Raw genomic sequence first — 16,530 nt, forward strand, 5'->3', positions numbered from 1 at the left:
GAGCGGAGCATGGGCAGGACCTGGAGGCCGTCGACGTCGGGCAGGCCGAGGTCGAGCAGGACGACGTCCGGGCGGTCGTCGATCACCGCCTGCAGCCCCGGCATCCCGGCCGGCTGCCAGGACACGGCGTGCCCGCGCTCCGCGAGGGCCCGGGTCAGGGCGGCACGGATGCCCGCGTCGTCCTCGACCAGCAGGATTACAGCCACGGGCGGACGGTAGCCCGGAAGATCACGATCCGGCGAATACGGTGACAGTCCTGTCATCTGGGACACGTTGCGTGTCCGTCCGACTCCGCGCCGGCTGTCAGGGGTCGGCTGTCAGGGGTCGGCTGTCAGGACCCCGCGCCCGGGCCGGTGCCCTCCTCGCCGACGCACGCCCGGCACGCGGACCACGCGCTGCCGTCGGCGTCGACGAACTGGTTGGCGGCGTGCAGGTCGCGTGCGCAGAAGTCGCACGTGGGCCCGCGCTCCACCCAGCGTCTCACCCGCTCCCGCAACGTCGTCCTGGTCATCACCCCACGCTAGGCGCGTCCCGGGCGTCCGCGCCCCGAGGCGGACTGCCACCTTCGGGCGGAGAGGGGTCCCCGATGGTCGTAGTACCCGCCGCGGCCGGCCCCCGGCCGGAGCCCGGGGCCGGCCGGTCGGTCAGGCCGTGCCGAAGGCCCTGCGCAGCGCCGGGACCCGGCGCACGACGACCTGGTCGAGCACCAGGACGGCGAGCAGCGTGGCCCCGAACAGCGGCAGGAGCACCGCGAGCGCCAGCAGTGCCACGGCGAGGAACGGGCTGCGCCGCAGCGGCATCCGGCCGCGCGGGGCGGCGAGCCCGCTGCCGGCCGGACGGCGCTTCCACCACAGGATCGGTGCACTGACGCACAGGAAGATCACCCCGAGGCAGAACAGCGTCGAGGTGATCTGGGTCAGCGTGCCGAACCGCCGGCCCTCGTGCAGCGCGATGCCGTTGATGACGCCCTTGGCCAGCAGCGAGTAGTCCTGGTAGCCGTAGGAGGCGAGGACCCGGCCGGTGTACTGGTCGACGTGGACGGCCCGCTCCCGGGTGATGTCCTGGAACGCCTTGTTCCCCGGGTCGTTCCAGCCGTCGCTGACGATCGAGTAGACGCCGGTGCCGCCGTCCGGGTAGTAGACGACGTAGGGCTGCGCGAGCCCGTAGTCCTGGGCCGCGTGGACCGCGGCGTCGACCGGCACCGTCGTCCCGCCCGCCGCGACGGACGTCGGGACCGGGGTCTCGCCGAGCGCCCACGGCGCGGGGGCGGAGACGCCCGTGGCCGCGGTCTGGGTGGCGCCGAGGGTCGACTCCGCGCCCGGGTCGTCGCCCCAGAGGCTCGTCCCGCGCCCGGTGGCGATGCTCTGCGCCTTCTCGCCCCAGAAGCCGGTCCAGGGCAGGCCGGAGACGACGAGGAACAGGATCCCGACGCCGGCGACCGCGCCGTAGGTGGCGTGCCGGTGCCGCAGGACGGCGGCCCGGGCACCGCGGGCGATCCGGGCGGCGCGGGCGGCGCGGCCCTTCCAGTAGAGGTAGTACCCGGTGAGGGCCATGACGATCGCCCAGCAGACGCCGACCTCGATGACGCCGTCGCCGATCCGGCCGGCCATGAGGGTGCCGTGGATCTGGAGCGCCTTGTCCGACCACAGGTCCTTGGGGTCGAGGTCGCCGAGGACCTCACCGGTGTACTGGTTCACGTAGACGGTGCGGGTGGCGTCCTCGCCGAGGGAGATCGAGAACTTCGTCGTCCGCCCGTCGGTGCCCTCGGCGGCGGCCGTCACGGGCTTGCCGGGGAAGGCCTCCTCGACGGCGGCCTGCTGCGCCGACAGCGGCTGGACGTGCCGGCCGGGCTGCTCGTCGATCCGGATCACACCGGGGTGGGTCAGCGGGTCGACGGTGGCCCGGTACATGTACACCAGGCCGGTCACGGCGAGCACGAACAGGATCGGGACCACGAGGACCGACGCGTAGAAGTGCCAGCGCCAGAAGGCGCCGAAGAGGCCGCCGGCCGGGGAGCGGACGGCGTCGGCGGAGGCGTCGGCGGTCGCGAGCGCGCCGCCGTCCTCCGGGTCGCCCGGTTCGGGCGTGCGGGAGGTTTCCTGGATCACGGACATGGGTGTCTCCTGGGTCTGCGCGCCGGGCGGCGCGCGGGTCTGCGGGTGTGCTGACGGCGGTGCGCGGCCGGGCGGCGGGCCACGCCGGTCCCGCACCCCGCGGTCGAGCAGGACCGTCGCCAGCCGGCGGGCCGGTCTGGTCCCGGTGCCGGCGGCCGCGGGGTGCCGGGCCGGGCCGGACGGCAGGAGCGCGGGGAAGGACGTGGTGGGCCGGACGCACCCGACGACGGCGGCGACGACCACGCCGGCCGCGCGCAGGCACCGGTGGGTGCCGCAGACGAGGACGGCGTGGACGACGGCCGCCGCGGCGTGCGCGGCGGGCATCGGGCCGGCGAACGGCGGCATGACGGGCGCACCGGTCGCGAAGCCGGCGGCCAGGTCGAGGCAGGCGTGGACGACGACCTGCCCGCCGACGAGCCAGGCCACGAGCGCGGCCGGCCCCGGGACGCGCCGGGCGGCGAGCGCCTCGTGGGCGACGGCCAGCAGCACGGCGGCGAGCACCGCGCCGCCGGCGACGGCGGCGAGCGGCACCGGCGGGCCGCCGTGGAGCAGGTGCGCCGACTCGTGCGCGGCCGTCGTCACCCCGGTCGCGACGGCGGCGACCGTGGTGGCGCGGCGGCGGAGCCCGGCCGGGGGAGCGGCGCTCACCCGAGGTCCGCGCACGCGACCCGGCCCGTCATCGACTCCGGCAGGACGGCCACCGACCGGACGGCGCTGCCGGCGTCGCCGGGGTCCTCGCCGCTGACCGTCGCGGTGCCGTCGTCCCGCGTCGCGAACATGACGTGCAGCTCGTGCGCCGGGCCTGCCGCGGCCGCCGGGAACTCGAACGCGGCGGCGTCCGGGTCGGAGCACGGCCCGACCTGCAGGTGGACCATGAACCAGGTCGTGGGCGGCAGCCCGGTGAGCTCGACGGTCACCGTGGTGCCGGTCGTCCCGGCAGCGAGCCAGGCCGTCCCCGCGACGGCCTGCGTCCCGGCCGGCCGGCCGGGGGCCGGTGCGAGGGTGCCGCGGGTGAGCCGGCGACCGGGGACCGTCCGTGCGTCGGCGACCGCTGACGGGGTGGCCCCGGACGGGGTGGCCCCGGACGTGGTGGAGCCGGACGCGTCCGGTCCTGGGGCGGCGCCGTTCATCCGCATCCCGGGCGTGTGCTTGTGCGGGGAGGGTCGCGCTGCGGTCGCGCTCGTCGTCCCGGTGGCGGCGGGCGCCGCCGTGCCGCCGCAGCCGGTGAGCGCGGCGGTCGTCAGGGCGACGGCGGTCGTCCGGGCGACGGTACGGCCGGTGGGGCGTCCGGGGGTGCGCGGACGTCGGGGGAGGGGCATCGGAGCTCCGGTGGACGGCGGTTCTCGGGGGGCCGGTCGGCGGGTGCGGCGGCGCCGGCCCGGAGGGACAGGGGCAGGCGGACGCCGACGTCCCCGTGACCTCGACGAGGTGACGGGTGACCGGACGGGTGGGTGACGGCGGGCAGGCCTTAGGCGGCCGCGTGCACCGGTGGACCGCGTCGCGGGTGCACGCCGGACGTCGTGAGGTCACGCAGGACGACGGCGCCGCGCCCGCACCAGCGCGCCGGGGCGGCCGCGGGGGCCGGCCGGAGGACGGCCGTCAGGACGGCGAGCGCGGGCCAGACCCAGCCGGCGGAGGCCCAGACCGCGGCCTCGCCGCGACGCAGCCACCACCCGGCGACACCGGCCGCCAGCAGGTGCGCCAGGAGCATCGGGCCGTCGGGCACGAGGTGCGCGAGGTGCCCCGTCGCGGCGCCGGTGCCGTGCAGGTGGACGGCGGCCGGGCCGGCGACCGGGTGGGCGAGGGTGAGGACGGCGTGGACGACGACCTGGCTCACGAGCAGCGCCGCCGTGATGGCCTCGAAGGAGCGTTCGCGGCCGCGGATCAGCAGGCCGCACAGCGTGACCGCCGCGACGGCGGGCAGCAGGAGCCAGAGGTCGGGGAGCGCGTGCGCGGCCGCGGTGTGGGCGGCGGCCCCGAGCGCGGCGCCGACGGCGACGAAGGTCGGCAGCCGCAGCGTCGTCCCGAGCCGGCCGGCGTCGGCCTGCAGCCGGTGCGGGCGCGCGTCGGCGGGCGCCGACGTCACGGTGGACGTCGACGCAGGGAGCCGCCCCTGTCGCCCCGGCATGATCGGGAGGGTAGGGGGCGGGCCGACCGGTGTACATCCCGCCGCGCGAAGATCCCCCCGACGGAGGGCTACTGCGCGGGCGGGGCCTCCCGGTGCTGCACGACGTTGACCACGTTGCCGTCCGGCGCCCGGACGAGGAACCGTCGCACGCCCCACGCCTCGGTCGTCAGCGGGTGCACGATCTCGTAGCCGAGCGCGCGGGCCTGCTCGTACGCGGCATCGACGTCGTCCGCGTGCACCGAGATCACGGCGTCCTCGGGCGCGACGGCGTCCCGCGTCACGAGCTGGACGTGCGCACCGGTCTCCGGCGCGGTGTACCGGGCCACCCAGCCCAGGTCGAACTCCTCGGTGCCGAGCCCGAGGAACCCGGTGTAGAAGTCCTTGGCCGTCCCGATGTCGGCCACCCTGAGGTTGGCCGTGACCCGTATGGCGCGCATCGGACGATCCTGCCTCCTCCTCGTCCAGCGCGTGACGTTCCCCGACGTGCGCCCGGCGCGGGATTGGCGGGCCGGGATACGGGCACGGGGAGGGCACGAGCGGCCGCGGCTGACAGACGGCCGGGCGTTCGCGCGGCCCGTCCGTGCGGCGTCCTGCGCTCGGACCGACCCAGGAGGACCGCATGCTCGGCGTCGTCGCACTGCTTCTGCTGCTCTGGCTCGCCCTCGTCGTCGTCGGGCTCGTCGTCAAGGGCCTCGTCTGGCTCGTGGTGATCGGCGCCGTCCTCTTCGTCGCCACGGCGGCCTTCGGCTGGCTCCGGAGGAACGCCCGCGTCTGAGCCGCCGGCACCCGCCGCCGGAGGCCCGCGTCCGCTGCCCGGCATGCGATGCTTCACCGTCGCCCGCACGACCGCGGGCGTGATCCTGCGAAGGGCGCGGCGTGGACGTATCGGGCGGGCAGCCCCCGTTCCGGATGGTGCCCCGGGGCTACGAGCGCAGCGAGGTCGACGCCGCGGTCGAGCGGCTCGGGGCGGCCGTCGCCCAGGTGCGGGCCCGGCTCGCGTCCGTCGAGGCACGGGCCGAGCAGCTCACCGCGCAGCTGCGCCAGGCGCGCGACCAGGCCCGGGACGTCGAGCGGCCGCTGAGCAGCGGGTTGGGCGCCGGCGTGGACCGGATGCTGCACCTCACGCAGGAGCAGGGCGGGGACGTCGTCCAGCTCGCCGTCGCGGAGTCCGCCCGGCTCGAGGGGGAGGCCGTCGTCCGCGCCGCCGCCCTGCGCGACGCGGCCCGGGACGAGGCGCGGGAGGTCACCGCGCGCGCACGCCGGGAGTCCGCGCAGGTCCGTGCGGAGGCGACCGCGTGGGCCGGCGAGCGACTGGCGACCGCGACCCGCGAGGCCGCGGGGCTGGTGGCGTCGGCCGAACGCGAGGCGGGCCGGCTGCGGGCCGCCGCCGAGCAGGAGGCGCGCCGGCTGCGGGACGCGGTCGACCGCGACCTCGACCCCCTGCGGGCCGCGGCGGAGCGCGACGGCCTCGAGCTGCGGGCCGCCGTCCGGCGCGAGACCGACGACCTGCGCGCGGAGGCGACGGCGACGGCGGAGGACCTGCTGGCCACCGCCCGCACCCACCACGAGCGGAGCCGGGCCCTCGACGAGCAGCGGGCGACCGACCTGCCGGACGAGCTCGCCGCACGTGAGGCGCAGGCCGAACGGCTCGGGGCCGAGCGGCACGAGCGATCCCTCGCGGCGACGGCGCAGTACCTGTCCGACGCGGCGGCACAGTGCCAGGAGGCCGAGAAGCAGGAGGCGACGGCGATCGCCCGGGCCGAGCGGGTCCGCAGCGACGCCGACGAGTACGCGCGGTCGCTGGCGACGAGCTCGCGGCGGACCTCCGAGCTGGCCGGCGAGCAGGCCGTCGTCGAGGCCGCGCGGCTGCGGGCGGACGCCGACGAGGAGGCCGTGCGCATCCGTCGGACGGTGCGGGACGATGTCGCCGACCTCGCCCGCCGTCGCGTGGAGGTCACCGCGCAGATCGACGAGCTCCGCGGCGTGCTCGGACCGGCGGCGTCGGTGGACGTCGCCCCCGACCTCACGGCCGATGTCGCTGTCGATGTCGCTGTCGATGTCGCTGTCGATGTCGCCGTCGATGTCGCGGCCGGTGTCGACGTCGTCGAGGTCGAGAGCCGCTGACGGCCCACGCGGGAGGAGCACTGATGACCATCAGGGTCGGTGTCGTCGGCACCGGGATGATCGGCGCGGACCACGTGGCCCGGCTGTCGAACCAGGTCGCCGGCGCGGCCGTGGCCGCCGTCTTCGACGTCGCGACCGGTCGGGCGGAGCAGGTCGCGGCCTCGGCGGGCGCGCGGTCGCTCGTCTCTTGGCAGGACGTCGTCGCCGCGGACGATGTCGACGCCGTCCTCGTCGCGTCTCCGGGTGAGCTGCACCCGGAGCAGGTGATCGCCTGCATCGCGGCCGGCAAGCCCGTGCTCTGCGAGAAGCCGCTCGCGACGTCGGCCGAGCAGGCCGTGCGGGTCCTCGAGGCGGAGGCGGCCGCCGGCCGACGGTCCGTCCAGGTCGGCTTCATGCGTCGCTACGACCCGGGGTACCTCGACGTGCGACGGGCGATGACGGACGGCGCCATCGGCGAGCCGCTGCTCGCGCACGCCGTCCACCGCAACGCGAGCGTGCCGGACTTCTTCCGCGGCGAGATGTCCCTCACCGACTCGGTCGTCCACGAGTTCGACGTGTTCCGCTGGCTGTTCGCGACCGAGATCGCCGCCGTCACGGTGGTTCCGGTGCGGCGCAGCCCGCTCGCCGCCGGCGACCTGCGCGACCCGCAGCTCGTCGTCCTCGAGATGGCCGGCGGGCAGGTCGTCACCGTCGAGTCGTTCGTCAACTGCCGGTACGGCTACGACGTCCGCTGCGAGGTCGTCGGCTCGACGGGCACGGTCAGCCTCGACAACCCTCGCACGACGGTCGTCCTGAGCGCCGGGGCCCGGTCCGAGCGGGTGCCCGCCGACTGGCAGGAGCGGTTCGCCCCGGCCTACCTCCAGGAGCTGCGCGCCTGGGTCGACGGGCTCGCCGCAGGCCGCGTCGACGGCCCGAGCACCTGGGACGGCTACGCCGCGACCGCCGTAGCGGAGGCCGCCGTCCGGTCCTACCGCGAGGGCCGCCGGGTCGACGTCGAGCTCGTCGCGAGGCCGGACCTGTACACCTGAGCAGTCGCCCGGTCAGCTGTTGAGGTGCTGCTGCCAGTCCGCCGGGACCCGGCCGGCCGGGCCCGGGACGGGTTGGTCGAGCGGGTGGCTGCTCGGCGGTGCGAGGTCCGGCTCCGGCCCGTCGTACGCCTTCTCCTCGTCGAAGTTCCAGAACCAGTCCTCGCCCGGCTCGTAGGACCGCATCCACGGGTGGCCGTGCTCGCGGGCGTGCCGCGACGCGTGCTGGTTCGGGGAGGAGTCGCAGCACCCGACGTGACCGCAGGCGGCGCAGCGCCGCAGGTGGAACCACCATCCGGCCGCTGCCTCGCACCCGACGCACCCGGGGCCGCTGGGCGGCACGGCCGGGTCGATGCCCTCGATGCTCATGCCCGACATGGTCACCGACCCAGGCCGAGGCCGCGACCGGACGGTCCCGGGGCGAGCGACGGCGGTGCCGCCCGGGTCACGCCATCCGGCGGACGAGGAGGCGTACCCGCAGCGCGTGAAGGCGCGGCATGAGGCCGTAGATGACGACAGGGACCGCGACGGTCGCCAGCGCGAAGGTGCGGACGACCGGGTTGAGGTCTGCGAGCCACGGCCCGAGCGTGAGGTTGAGCGCGGTGAGCGTGGGGAAGACCGCGACCCAGATCATGACGGCGAGCTCGTGCTTGTTCGGCGGGCCGACGACCGGCCGGCGGGCGGTGGTGGACTCGTCCGCCGGACCGTGGTCGGACGACGGGTGGGGCAGTGGGTAGGACATCGGAGCTCCTCGGTGCGCGGGTGGAGGTTCAGGTCAGGGAGTAGGGACGGCGGCCCGGCAGCGGGAGGCCGAGCCTGAAGTTGGCGACCGCGACGAGGACGTCCTCGTCGACGAGGTCGTTGTTGACGGCGATCGCGGCCGCGGACCCCTCGCCCGCGGCGGTGACGACCTGGGCGCGGGGGTTCACGGCGTTGCCCGCGGCCCAGACGCCCGCGACGCTGGTCCGTCCGGTGGCGTCGGTGACGACCCAGCCGTCGGGCCGCGTGGCGCACCCGAGGCCGGTGAGCAGCGTGTCGTTCGGCGCGAACCGGGGGCGGACGAACACGGCCGCTCGCGGCACGACCTGCCCGGTCGCGACCTCGACGCCGGTCAGCCGGTCGTCGTCGACGACGAGCCGCGTCACGGGTGCGTCGACGATACCGACGGCCCGGGCGACGAGCTGCTGCCGCTCGTCGGCGGTCAGCGTCCGACCGTCGGCGAAGTACACGACGTCGTCGGACCACTGACGCACCAGGTGGGCGTGCGCGAGGGCGCCGGGACCGCCGCCGAGGACGCCGAGGGGCTGGTCGCGCACCTCGTACCCGTGGCAGTACGGGCAGTGGAGCAGGTCGCGGCCCCACCGCTCGCGCACCCCGGGGATGTCGGGCACGTCGTCCCGCAGCCCGGTGGTGACCAGGACGCGACGCGCCTGCAGGGTGCTGCCGTCCGCGAGGCCGATCGTGAAGCCCGGCCGGGCGTGGGTGCCCTCGGCGCGGTCGGCCCGGAGGTCGACGACCTCCCCGTCCACGAGCCGGCCGCCGTAGCCGGCGACCTCCGCCCGTCCCGCGGCGAGCAGGGCGGCCGGCGGCAGCCCGTCGGACCCGAGGAACCCCTGCATGTGCGCCGCCGGTGCGTTGCGCGGACGTCCGCCGTCGATGACGACGACCTGTCGGCGGGCCCTGGTGAGGACCAGCGCGGCGGACAGGCCGGCGGCACCCCCACCGATGACTGCTACGTCGAATGTGCTCATGTCCACGAGACTCGGCCCCGGCCGCGGAGCGGACAACGATCGTTGCCGTTTCCGGGAACGCCCCGGCCTCGCGGGCGGACGCCGGCGGTAGGGTCGCCGTCGAGTCGAGGTGACATGACCGGACAGCTGTCGGACACCACGGGCGATCCCACGGACGCGGCGATCCAGGCCGCGCTGGAGGCCGTCGCTCCCCGGCTGCGCCAGGCGCGCGAGCTGCGGGCCCTGACCCTCACGGACGTCGCTGCCCGCACGGGGATCTCCAAGAGCACCCTGTCGCGGCTGGAGAACAGGCAGCGCAGGCCGACCCTGGAGCTGCTGCTCACCTTGGCAGCCGTGTACCGGATCCCTCTCGACGACCTCGTCGGCGCCCCGGAGACCGGCGACCGCAGGCTGCGGCCCAAGCCCCGCCGGGTCAACGGACGGACGGTCCTGCCGCTGACCCGGCCCGGCGGCGTCCAGGCCTGGAAGATCGTCGTCCCGTCGTCCCAGACGACGCCGAAGCCGCGTCGCCACGACGGGTTCGAGTGGCTGTGCGTCCTGTCCGGACGGCTCCGCGTCGTCCTCGGCGACGAAGACCTGTCCCTCGGCGTGGGCGAGGCCGTCGAGTTCGACACCCAGGTGCCCCACTGGTTCGGCAGCGCCGGAGAGGGCCCCGTCGAGGTCCTCAGCATCTTCGGTCGCCCCGGTGAGCGTGTGCTCCTGCGCGGGGCGGACCCTGGGAACGGACCGATGTCCGGCCGTTGATCCGTGTGCTCGGCGCCGTGCCTAGGTGGGTGTCCTGGGCGGTTCGGCAGACCTGGCACCGACGGTTCAGGTCAGCGAGACGGTGGCACCATCAGTGAGCATGACCGCTGGGGACCCGTGGGTGACGGTGACGGAAGAGACGTTCGTGGCGCGGTTCCTTCTCGACCGCGACGTCGACACCGAGGACTCCGTGGCGAACGTCGACGTGTTCGTCGACCTCCCCGAAGGCGTGTCCTGGGCGTTGACCATGTTCACCGTCGACGAGGTCCGCCGTCTCCTGGCCGTGTGGAAGGGGACCGGCGAGGTCGCGCACGGCAGCTACTTCTGGTGCGCCGACGACGTGATCGTCCCGGAGCCGGGGCTGGCTGCGATGACCGCTGCGATCCGGGAGCTCGTGCGCAGCAGGGAGATCGAGGTCGCCGGCGTCCGATGCGAGCCCGATCCGCAGGACGACGACCCGTCGTCACCCTCGCCGCCCTCGCAGAGCGGCATCCCCGCGCCGCGAGGCTAGGCGAGCAACGAACCGCAGTCGCTGCCGAGCAGCGCCGACAGAGGCTTGGCGCCGTCGAGGCCGACCCCGCGCGCTTGGGGCCGGGACCTGCCGGGCCTGACCCGGATGATGCTCGCCACCGGATGGGAGGGAGGAGCCTCGAGCGAGACCGGGATCTGATGAGTTCCTCCAGGTATCGGCGAGGTGTATCAACTCCGGTCGCCGGCCCTGCCCGCCTCGATGTGGTCCAGGGCAACGACGGGGTCTGGCGCGGCTCGAAGAAGGCCGTCGAGAGCTACCGGACAACCCGCCACCGTCCCGGGCCTCGCAGCGAGTAGCCTCCCGAGCCCGGCGCGCGCTCCGGAGCCAGGTCCTGGCGGGATAGTCACGCGGCCGCGGACTGTCCCGGCGCGACAAGGGCACGCCCGATCGGCGCCGCTTAGCCTGCCAGCACCGACGGCGGCGCGTGTGCGCCGCGCGAGGAGGCTGCCATGGCGACGACGCCGGGGAACGTGCCGGGGACCGCGGTCGGGCTCGTCGAGACAAGGGGCCTCGTCGGAGCCGTCGAGGCGGCGGACGCGATGGTGAAGGCCGCCAACGTCGTCGTCGTCGGCTATCGCACGATGCGCAACGGCGACGTCACCGTCGTCGTCCGCGGCGACGTCGGGGCGGTCCAGGCCGCGACCTCCGCGGCGGCCGCGGCGGTCCGGGCGGTGGGCGCACTGGCAGCGGTCCAGGTCATCCCCAGGCCGGACCGGGACACCGAGGCGATGATCGCCGCGCTCGTGACCGCGCCGGCCCGATGAACCACCGGGCGCTGTCCGGGCGGGATAACCACCGGCCGCAACGTTGTCCGGTGGCCCCCTGACCGACCGCCGACCGGCGAAGGCACTGTGACGCACGACACGAGGCACCTCCTCGTCGGAGGCGACCCGGGGTACGACACCGCATCCACATCCGTTCGAGGAGGAGCGAGCATGGGAGATGTCCTGGCCGAGGGCTACAACGTGTTCAACACGAACAAGTCGCCCGAGGGAGTCATCAAGTACCTGGGTGCACCCCAGGACGTCATCGGTCTCATCCAGTCCGGCAAGCTCGGCGAGCACATCCTGCTCGTCCGCGGCGGGACGACGACCTTCCTCGCGCCGGCCCTGAGCATGGGCGCGATCGGCGTGATCACGATGTCCGGCGCTCCGGAGTCGCACCTGGGGATCCTGTCCCGCGAGTTCCAGACCCCGTGCGTGATGACCGCCTACCTCACGAGCAGCGACTCCCGGTACGTCGTCGGCGAGACCGACGACTCGCACTTCGAGGAGATCGCCCGCGAGCTCGACGGCAAGCGGGTGCGGCTCGACTGCACCGACCACGAGGTCGGCCGCGTCGTGCTGGCCGACTGACCCCAACCACGGCCTCGACGCCTCCCTCACCCCACAGGAGAGCCCCATGACTGCGACGAGCGAGCACCGCGCGACGTACAAGCAGCGCTACCAGGACGGCGACCCGGGCCTGCGTTTCCAGGACCTGACGTACGTCGGCAACTTCAAGGGTCAGGAGCCGATCCCGGACGGGATCCTCGGCGACCGCATGATCCGAAGCCGGGCGAAGAGCGGCGTCCTGGAGCGGGTCGGCAAGGAGGACGTGCTCCGCGACCAGTTCACGATCGACGAGCTCAACGACCTCAACAACTACCTCGCCTGGAACATCTGGGACGTCCTCGTCATGCGGGCCACCGAGGGTGTCTCGGGCATGATCCCGCGCCAGGAGTACGAGATCCTTGCCTTCATGCATGAGTTCTACCGCTGGCCGGAGATCCTGCGGATGACGACCGACGAGGTCGGTGCGCAGGGGATCATGGACATCGGTGCCTCGGCCCGTCGCGAGATCGGCACCAAGGTCAACGCCGTCCATGACTGGTGCATCGGTGCCGTCGGGTTCGGGATGGGTCGCTGCGGTCTGCTCGCCCTGGAGGCGATCGGCCCGGACGACTACATCGAGGAGAGCAACGAGATCCTCAAGTTCATGCAGCGCGTCCTGTGGGGCAAGCGGCAGGACGGGTACATCCTCAACAGCCAGGACCGGTACCGCTGCCGGATCCACGAGCAGGACTTCCTCGACTCGATCGTCAACCAGGTCGAGCACTTCGAGCCGGACAGCCCGCCGCACCAGGCCTTCACGCGGTTCAACGCGGCTGCCGAGCTGCTGTCGTTCCTCGACCACTACGACTGCCGGCTCGGCCTCGGGGACACCGGCCCGTACGAGCTGGCCGACGGCAAGCTGCTCATCCTGCGCGACCTCTTCGTCAACGAGGAGGCCTTCCACTGGAGCGACGTCTGCGACGACCAGGGGCTGCCGCACTGCTACACGCTCGCCCTCGTCATCGACCCCGACCTCATGTCGCTGGAGGAGATCCGGGTCAACGACATCTCGACGACGTTCACCCGGCCGAAGAACTACATCTCGGCGATCGTCGGCGGCGCGGTCTTCGCGCGGGAGAAGTGGAACACCCCGATGGCGGAGGTCTACAACATCCCCGTCGCCGACCTCGGGGAGCACCTGCCGAAGGTCCAGAACGCGACGCTCAAGCTCTACCAGAAGACCTCGCGGATGAACCGCCGCGATCTCATCTGGAACGGCCAGTACGTCTACTACGTCGACATGATCCTGCCGCACCTGCGGCTGGCCGGCACGTACGACAAGGCGTGCAAGGACTACCAGCTGTGGGAGATCGACCAGCGGGTGTCGAACTACTACTACGACATCACCAAGCGCGGGTTCGCCCAGGTCACCGTGCCGCAGAAGATCTTCTCCGGCGAGGGCTACCTGCCGTTCTCGGACGGCGCGGATCCGCGCCGCTCGAAGTACCGCTGGCTGTGACTGCCGACCGTCCCTGACGACGGCGAGGCACGGCGGCCCGCCCCCGGCCGCCGTGCCTCGCCGCGCCCGCTGAGGGCAGCCGTCGGACCGCACCGGCCGGGACGGGGCCGGACGACGCGAAGGAGCGACGATGACGACCACCCTGCCGACCCCCGGGCACTACGACGTCCTCAACGCCGTCGTCCTCAAGCAGATGGCCGCCGGGGCCGCGGTCTCCGAGGCGACCGGGGTCGGGCTCGACGACGTCGACGCGATCCTCGCCGAGCTGGCCGGAGCCGGTCTCGTCTTCATGGCGGGGGACAGCGCCCTGCCGACCGACGGCTCCGCACCGGCTCTCGCCGAGGTGGCCGCCGAGCGGTACGCCGAACTGCGCACCGACCCGGCGGTGCTCGCCGAGGTCGACCGGTTCGAGGAGACCAACACCCAGCTGCTCACGACGATGACCCGCTGGCAGACCGTCGAGGTCGGCGGCCGACAGGTCCCCAACGACCACACCGACCCGGCCTACGACGAGAAGGTCGTCGCCCGGATCGACCGGCTCGTCCAGGGGCTCGGCCCGCTGCTCGACGCCCTCGCAGCGCACGACCCCCGGTTCGCGCTCTACCGGCAGCGTTTCGACGCCGCACTCGAGGCCGTCGACTCCGGTCGCGGCGAGTTCGTCTCCTCGCCGACCCACGACTCGGTGCACACGGTCTGGTTCGAGTTCCACGAGGACCTGCTCCGCGCCCTCGGGCGTGCCCGCACCGAGTGACGATGACGTACACGCTCGCGTTCGAGGACGCCGACCCGGACGACGTCGACCTGCTCGGTGGCAAGGGCGCGGGCCTGGCCCGGCTGGTCCGGCTCGGTCTGCGGGTGCCGCCCGGCTACGTCGTCTCCACCGCGGCCTGCCGCGAGTACCTCGCGTCCGGTGCCCTGCCCGACGGGCTCTTCGACGAGGTGCTCGCCCGCCTCGCGCAGCTCGAGGCCCGCTCCGGCAAGCGGTTCGGCAGCGACCGGGACCCGCTGCTCGTCTCGGTCCGCTCCGGGGCGCCGGTGTCGATGCCCGGGATGATGGACACCATCCTCGACCTCGGCCTGGACCGGCGATCCGCCGTCGCCGTGGCCCGGCTCACCGGCAGCACGGCGTTCATGGCCGACCTCGTCGCCCGGTTCCACCGGATGTACGCCGAGACCGTGCTCGGCGTCATGGACGTCCATGACGACGCCGACCGGCTGGTCCGCTCGGTCGCGCCCGGCGACGACCCGGACACCGCGTTCACCGCGATCTGGGCGGCGTGCGACGCGGCAGTCGCGCAGGAGACCGACGAGCGGGTCCCGGCCGAACCCGTGGAGCAGCTCCGGGGCGCCGTCGAGGCGGTCTTCCGGTCCTGGAACACCCGCAGGGCGAAGACCTACCGCGACCACCACGGCATCCCGCACGACCTCGGCACCGCCGTCGTCGTCCAGGCGATGGTCTTCGGGAACCTGTCCGCCGACTCCGGCTCCGGCGTCGTGTTCACCCGCAACCCTGCGACCGGCGAGCCGCTGCTCTACGGCGAGTTCCTGGCCGCCAGCCAGGGCGAGGACGTCGTCGCGGGGACCCGGACGCCGGACCCGCTGCCGGGGGCGATGCCCGCCGAGGCTTTCGCCGAGCTCGAGGCCACCTGCCGGCGGCTCGAGCGCGAGCAGGGCGACGTCCTGGACATCGAGTTCACCGTCGAGCGGTCGCGGCTCTACTTCCTCCAGGTCCGGCGGGCCAAGCGAACCCCGCAGGCAGCGGTCCGGATCGCCGGTGACCTGCTCGACGAGGGCGTCCTCGACCTCGCCGGCGCGCTCGGGGCGGTCACCCTCGACCACGTCCGGCAGATCGACCGGCCCGGCTTCGACGCCGCGGACGTCGCGGCCGCCCGGGAGCGCGGCGACCTGCTGACGACCGGCACCGGGGCCTGCCCCGGACAGGTCAGCGGCGTCCTCGCGCTCACCTCCGAGCGGGCCCGCGAGCTCGCGGACGCCGGCCACGACGTCGTCCTGGCGCGTCCGGTGACCAGCCCCAGCGACCTCGATGGGATGATCGCCTCGCAGGGCATCGTCACCGCCACCGGCGGCTCGACGAGCCACGCCGCCGTGGTCGCCCGGGCGCTCGGCACCGCGTGCGTCGTGGGCGCGTCCGACCTCGACATCGACGTCGCGGCCGGCCGCGTCCGGGTCGGGGACCGCGTGCTCGCGGCCGGTGACCCGGTCTCCCTCGACGGTGCGAGCGGTGAGGTCTTCGCCGGCGCGTTCACCCGTGCGACGGCGGCGTCGGCGAGCGACGTCGTCCACCGGCTCCTCGTCCGCGCCGAACCGGTCACCGGCTGCCGGGTCTTCGCACGGGTCACCCTGCCGCCCCAGGTCGAGCCGGCCCGGGCCCGCGGCGCGACCGGGCTCGTCACCGCGGTCGACGACCTGCTCGCCGCGAGCGGCCGGCTGGAGAAGCTCGTCCAGACCCTCATGCGGCAGGGCCGGGTCACCCGCGCCGTCTGCGAGGAGCTCGAGGAGTCCGTCGTCGTCGAGCTCACCCCGCTGCTGCGGGAGGCCGGCGACCTCGAGGTCGGCGTCCGGGCCGTCGACTTCCTCTCGGACGACGCCCGCGAGCTCATGCAGCAGACCGCCCTGCTCGCCCGCTTCCCCGAGCTGTCGATGCCCGTCGGCGCCCCGGACCTGCTCCGTGCGCAGCTCGCGGCCGTCACCCGGGCCGCCGCGGACTCCGGGGCGAGGGCGCACCTCAGCGTCCGGCACCTCCGGGATCCGGCCGAGGCCGACGCGCTGCGGGCGTTGCGTGCGCAGCTGCCGGGCGCCGTCCCGGTCGGGGCCTACCTGACGAGCCCGCGGGCGGTGAGCCACCTGGCGTCGATGGTCCGCAGCGACGAGCTCGCGTGGGTCGAGGTCCGGACGGTGCAGGCCCGGATGTTCGGCATCCCGGCCCGGCAGCTGCTCACCCAGCAGCCGCTCGACGACTACGTCCGGCGAGGCCTGCTCGCGGACCCCCGCACCGTCCTGGACCCGGTCGTCGGCTCGCTCTTCGCGCCGGCGCTGGCGGCCGCACCGCGGTCCGGGCCGGACGACGCCTCGCCGGCCCTCGGGGCGCGGTTGTCCGGCCGGGTGTCGGCACCGATGGTCGGCGCGCTGTACCGGCTCGGGTTGCGGCGGTTCGCCGTCGAGGTCGACGAGGTCCGGCCCGCGCTGCTCGCCCTCGGTCAGGCTGCGACCGGCGGGTAGTCGCGCCTGGCCGGGCAGCCGCCCGCACTGCCGGGGGCCG

General features: G+C 74.5%; 19 protein-coding genes. 10 read left to right on the top strand and 9 right to left on the bottom strand.

The window, feature by feature from the left end:
* The 6 genes from EDJALFJO_RS14410 to EDJALFJO_RS14430 form a co-directional block, all read right to left on the bottom strand.
* Window positions 1–206: response regulator (locus tag EDJALFJO_RS14410; protein ID WP_143448577.1), on the bottom strand; the 206-nt coding region annotated here is incomplete at its 3' end.
* A 125-nt stretch (window positions 207–331) separates the two neighbouring features.
* Complete coding sequence (locus EDJALFJO_RS33540; RefSeq protein ID WP_143448578.1) at window positions 332–511, bottom strand: hypothetical protein; 180 nt, start codon at window positions 509–511, stop codon at window positions 332–334.
* Window positions 512–644: 133 nt separating this feature from the next.
* The gene (locus tag EDJALFJO_RS14415) at window positions 645–2,762 is read right to left on the bottom strand and encodes a PepSY domain-containing protein (RefSeq protein WP_088286381.1); all 2,118 of its coding nucleotides are present in this window, start codon (window positions 2,760–2,762) and stop codon (window positions 645–647) included.
* Window positions 2,759–3,433: a hypothetical protein gene (locus tag EDJALFJO_RS14420; RefSeq protein ID WP_088286383.1), complete on the bottom strand. Its 675-nt coding sequence runs from the start codon at window positions 3,431–3,433 to the stop codon at window positions 2,759–2,761. Before EDJALFJO_RS14420 ends, EDJALFJO_RS14415 begins: the two co-directional genes overlap by 4 nt.
* Window positions 3,434–3,582: 149 nt before the next feature.
* On the bottom strand, window positions 3,583–4,242 hold the full coding sequence (locus tag EDJALFJO_RS14425; RefSeq protein WP_143448579.1) for a hypothetical protein: 660 nt from the start codon (window positions 4,240–4,242) through the stop codon (window positions 3,583–3,585).
* Between the two features lie 68 nt (window positions 4,243–4,310).
* Window positions 4,311–4,679 carry a VOC family protein gene (locus tag EDJALFJO_RS14430; protein ID WP_088286387.1) on the bottom strand — a complete coding sequence of 123 codons (369 nt, stop codon included), beginning with the start codon at window positions 4,677–4,679 and terminating at the stop codon, window positions 4,311–4,313.
* 182 nt (window positions 4,680–4,861) lie between these two features.
* Between EDJALFJO_RS14430 and EDJALFJO_RS34990 the strand changes: the two genes are divergently transcribed.
* From EDJALFJO_RS34990 to EDJALFJO_RS14440, 3 genes are all read left to right on the top strand, one after another.
* The gene (locus EDJALFJO_RS34990; protein WP_198950297.1) at window positions 4,862–5,017 is read left to right on the top strand and encodes a hypothetical protein; all 156 of its coding nucleotides are present in this window, start codon (window positions 4,862–4,864) and stop codon (window positions 5,015–5,017) included.
* Window positions 5,018–5,118: 101 nt separating this feature from the next.
* Window positions 5,119–6,366 carry a hypothetical protein gene (locus tag EDJALFJO_RS14435; protein WP_143448580.1) on the top strand — a complete coding sequence of 416 codons (1,248 nt, stop codon included), beginning with the start codon at window positions 5,119–5,121 and terminating at the stop codon, window positions 6,364–6,366.
* A 23-nt stretch (window positions 6,367–6,389) separates the two neighbouring features.
* Window positions 6,390–7,394 carry a Gfo/Idh/MocA family protein gene (locus EDJALFJO_RS14440; protein ID WP_088286391.1) on the top strand — a complete coding sequence of 335 codons (1,005 nt, stop codon included), beginning with the start codon at window positions 6,390–6,392 and terminating at the stop codon, window positions 7,392–7,394.
* Between the two features lie 12 nt (window positions 7,395–7,406).
* On the opposite strand, the gene EDJALFJO_RS14445 is transcribed toward EDJALFJO_RS14440, so the two are convergent.
* The 3 genes from EDJALFJO_RS14445 to EDJALFJO_RS14455 form a co-directional block, all read right to left on the bottom strand.
* Window positions 7,407–7,760, bottom strand: a complete 354-nt coding sequence (locus EDJALFJO_RS14445) for a UBP-type zinc finger domain-containing protein (RefSeq protein WP_198950298.1) — start codon at window positions 7,758–7,760, stop codon at window positions 7,407–7,409.
* Window positions 7,761–7,836: 76 nt separating this feature from the next.
* A complete protein-coding gene (locus EDJALFJO_RS34995; RefSeq protein ID WP_198950299.1) occupies window positions 7,837–8,133 on the bottom strand; it encodes a hypothetical protein in 297 nt (98 codons plus the stop codon).
* A 28-nt stretch (window positions 8,134–8,161) separates the two neighbouring features.
* Complete coding sequence (locus EDJALFJO_RS14455) at window positions 8,162–9,142, bottom strand: NAD(P)/FAD-dependent oxidoreductase (protein WP_088286431.1); 981 nt, start codon at window positions 9,140–9,142, stop codon at window positions 8,162–8,164.
* 114 nt (window positions 9,143–9,256) lie between these two features.
* Between EDJALFJO_RS14455 and EDJALFJO_RS14460 the strand changes: the two genes are divergently transcribed.
* The 7 genes from EDJALFJO_RS14460 to EDJALFJO_RS14490 all read left to right on the top strand — a co-directional run bounded on the left by EDJALFJO_RS14460 (window position 9,257) and on the right by EDJALFJO_RS14490 (window position 16,490).
* Window positions 9,257–9,886, top strand: coding sequence for a helix-turn-helix domain-containing protein (locus EDJALFJO_RS14460; RefSeq protein WP_088286395.1), 630 nt, complete (start codon window positions 9,257–9,259; stop codon window positions 9,884–9,886).
* A 100-nt stretch (window positions 9,887–9,986) separates the two neighbouring features.
* Window positions 9,987–10,397, top strand: coding sequence for a hypothetical protein (locus EDJALFJO_RS35000; protein WP_198950300.1), 411 nt, complete (start codon window positions 9,987–9,989; stop codon window positions 10,395–10,397).
* A 470-nt stretch (window positions 10,398–10,867) separates the two neighbouring features.
* Window positions 10,868–11,182, top strand: a complete 315-nt coding sequence (locus EDJALFJO_RS14470) for a BMC domain-containing protein (RefSeq protein ID WP_143448582.1) — start codon at window positions 10,868–10,870, stop codon at window positions 11,180–11,182.
* 171 nt (window positions 11,183–11,353) lie between these two features.
* Window positions 11,354–11,773, top strand: coding sequence for a PEP-utilizing enzyme (locus tag EDJALFJO_RS14475; protein WP_088286397.1), 420 nt, complete (start codon window positions 11,354–11,356; stop codon window positions 11,771–11,773).
* 46 nt (window positions 11,774–11,819) lie between these two features.
* Entirely contained in the window at window positions 11,820–13,250 is a 1,431-nt protein-coding gene (locus EDJALFJO_RS14480; RefSeq protein ID WP_088286399.1) for a hypothetical protein, read from the top strand.
* Between the two features lie 130 nt (window positions 13,251–13,380).
* Complete coding sequence (locus tag EDJALFJO_RS14485) at window positions 13,381–14,001, top strand: hypothetical protein (RefSeq protein WP_088286401.1); 621 nt, start codon at window positions 13,381–13,383, stop codon at window positions 13,999–14,001.
* Between the two features lie 2 nt (window positions 14,002–14,003).
* Window positions 14,004–16,490 (top strand): pyruvate, phosphate dikinase, encoded by a 2,487-nt coding sequence (locus EDJALFJO_RS14490; RefSeq protein WP_088286435.1) that lies wholly within the window; start codon window positions 14,004–14,006, stop codon window positions 16,488–16,490.
* The last annotated feature ends 40 nt before the right edge of the window (window positions 16,491–16,530 follow it).

It is taken from the genome of Kineosporia sp. A_224 (genome assembly GCF_002198655.1).
In the GTDB taxonomy this organism is placed as follows: Bacteria; Actinomycetota; Actinomycetes; order Actinomycetales; family Kineosporiaceae; genus R-H-3.

Bases quoted from the DNA above. Each gene is read 5' to 3' on its own strand.
- EDJALFJO_RS33540 (WP_143448578.1), bottom strand. From the start codon at position 511: ATGACCAGGACGACGTTGCGGGAGCGGGTGAGACGCTGGGTGGAGCGC.
- EDJALFJO_RS14425 (WP_143448579.1), bottom strand. From the start codon at position 4,242: ATGCCGGGGCGACAGGGGCGGCTCCCTGCGTCGACGTCCACCGTGACG.
- EDJALFJO_RS14455 (WP_088286431.1), bottom strand. From the start codon at position 9,142: ATGAGCACATTCGACGTAGCAGTCATCGGTGGGGGTGCCGCCGGCCTG.
- EDJALFJO_RS14440 (WP_088286391.1), top strand. From the start codon at position 6,390: ATGACCATCAGGGTCGGTGTCGTCGGCACCGGGATGATCGGCGCGGAC.
- EDJALFJO_RS14480 (WP_088286399.1), top strand. From the start codon at position 11,820: ATGACTGCGACGAGCGAGCACCGCGCGACGTACAAGCAGCGCTACCAG.
- EDJALFJO_RS34990 (WP_198950297.1), top strand. From the start codon at position 4,862: ATGCTCGGCGTCGTCGCACTGCTTCTGCTGCTCTGGCTCGCCCTCGTC.
- EDJALFJO_RS14445 (WP_198950298.1), bottom strand. From the start codon at position 7,760: ATGAGCATCGAGGGCATCGACCCGGCCGTGCCGCCCAGCGGCCCCGGG.
- EDJALFJO_RS14485 (WP_088286401.1), top strand. From the start codon at position 13,381: ATGACGACCACCCTGCCGACCCCCGGGCACTACGACGTCCTCAACGCC.
- EDJALFJO_RS14420 (WP_088286383.1), bottom strand. From the start codon at position 3,433: ATGCCCCTCCCCCGACGTCCGCGCACCCCCGGACGCCCCACCGGCCGT.
- EDJALFJO_RS34995 (WP_198950299.1), bottom strand. From the start codon at position 8,133: ATGTCCTACCCACTGCCCCACCCGTCGTCCGACCACGGTCCGGCGGAC.
- EDJALFJO_RS14470 (WP_143448582.1), top strand. From the start codon at position 10,868: ATGGCGACGACGCCGGGGAACGTGCCGGGGACCGCGGTCGGGCTCGTC.
- EDJALFJO_RS14490 (WP_088286435.1), top strand. From the start codon at position 14,004: ATGACGTACACGCTCGCGTTCGAGGACGCCGACCCGGACGACGTCGAC.
- EDJALFJO_RS35000 (WP_198950300.1), top strand. From the start codon at position 9,987: ATGACCGCTGGGGACCCGTGGGTGACGGTGACGGAAGAGACGTTCGTG.
- EDJALFJO_RS14475 (WP_088286397.1), top strand. From the start codon at position 11,354: ATGGGAGATGTCCTGGCCGAGGGCTACAACGTGTTCAACACGAACAAG.
- EDJALFJO_RS14460 (WP_088286395.1), top strand. From the start codon at position 9,257: ATGACCGGACAGCTGTCGGACACCACGGGCGATCCCACGGACGCGGCG.
- EDJALFJO_RS14430 (WP_088286387.1), bottom strand. From the start codon at position 4,679: ATGCGCGCCATACGGGTCACGGCCAACCTCAGGGTGGCCGACATCGGG.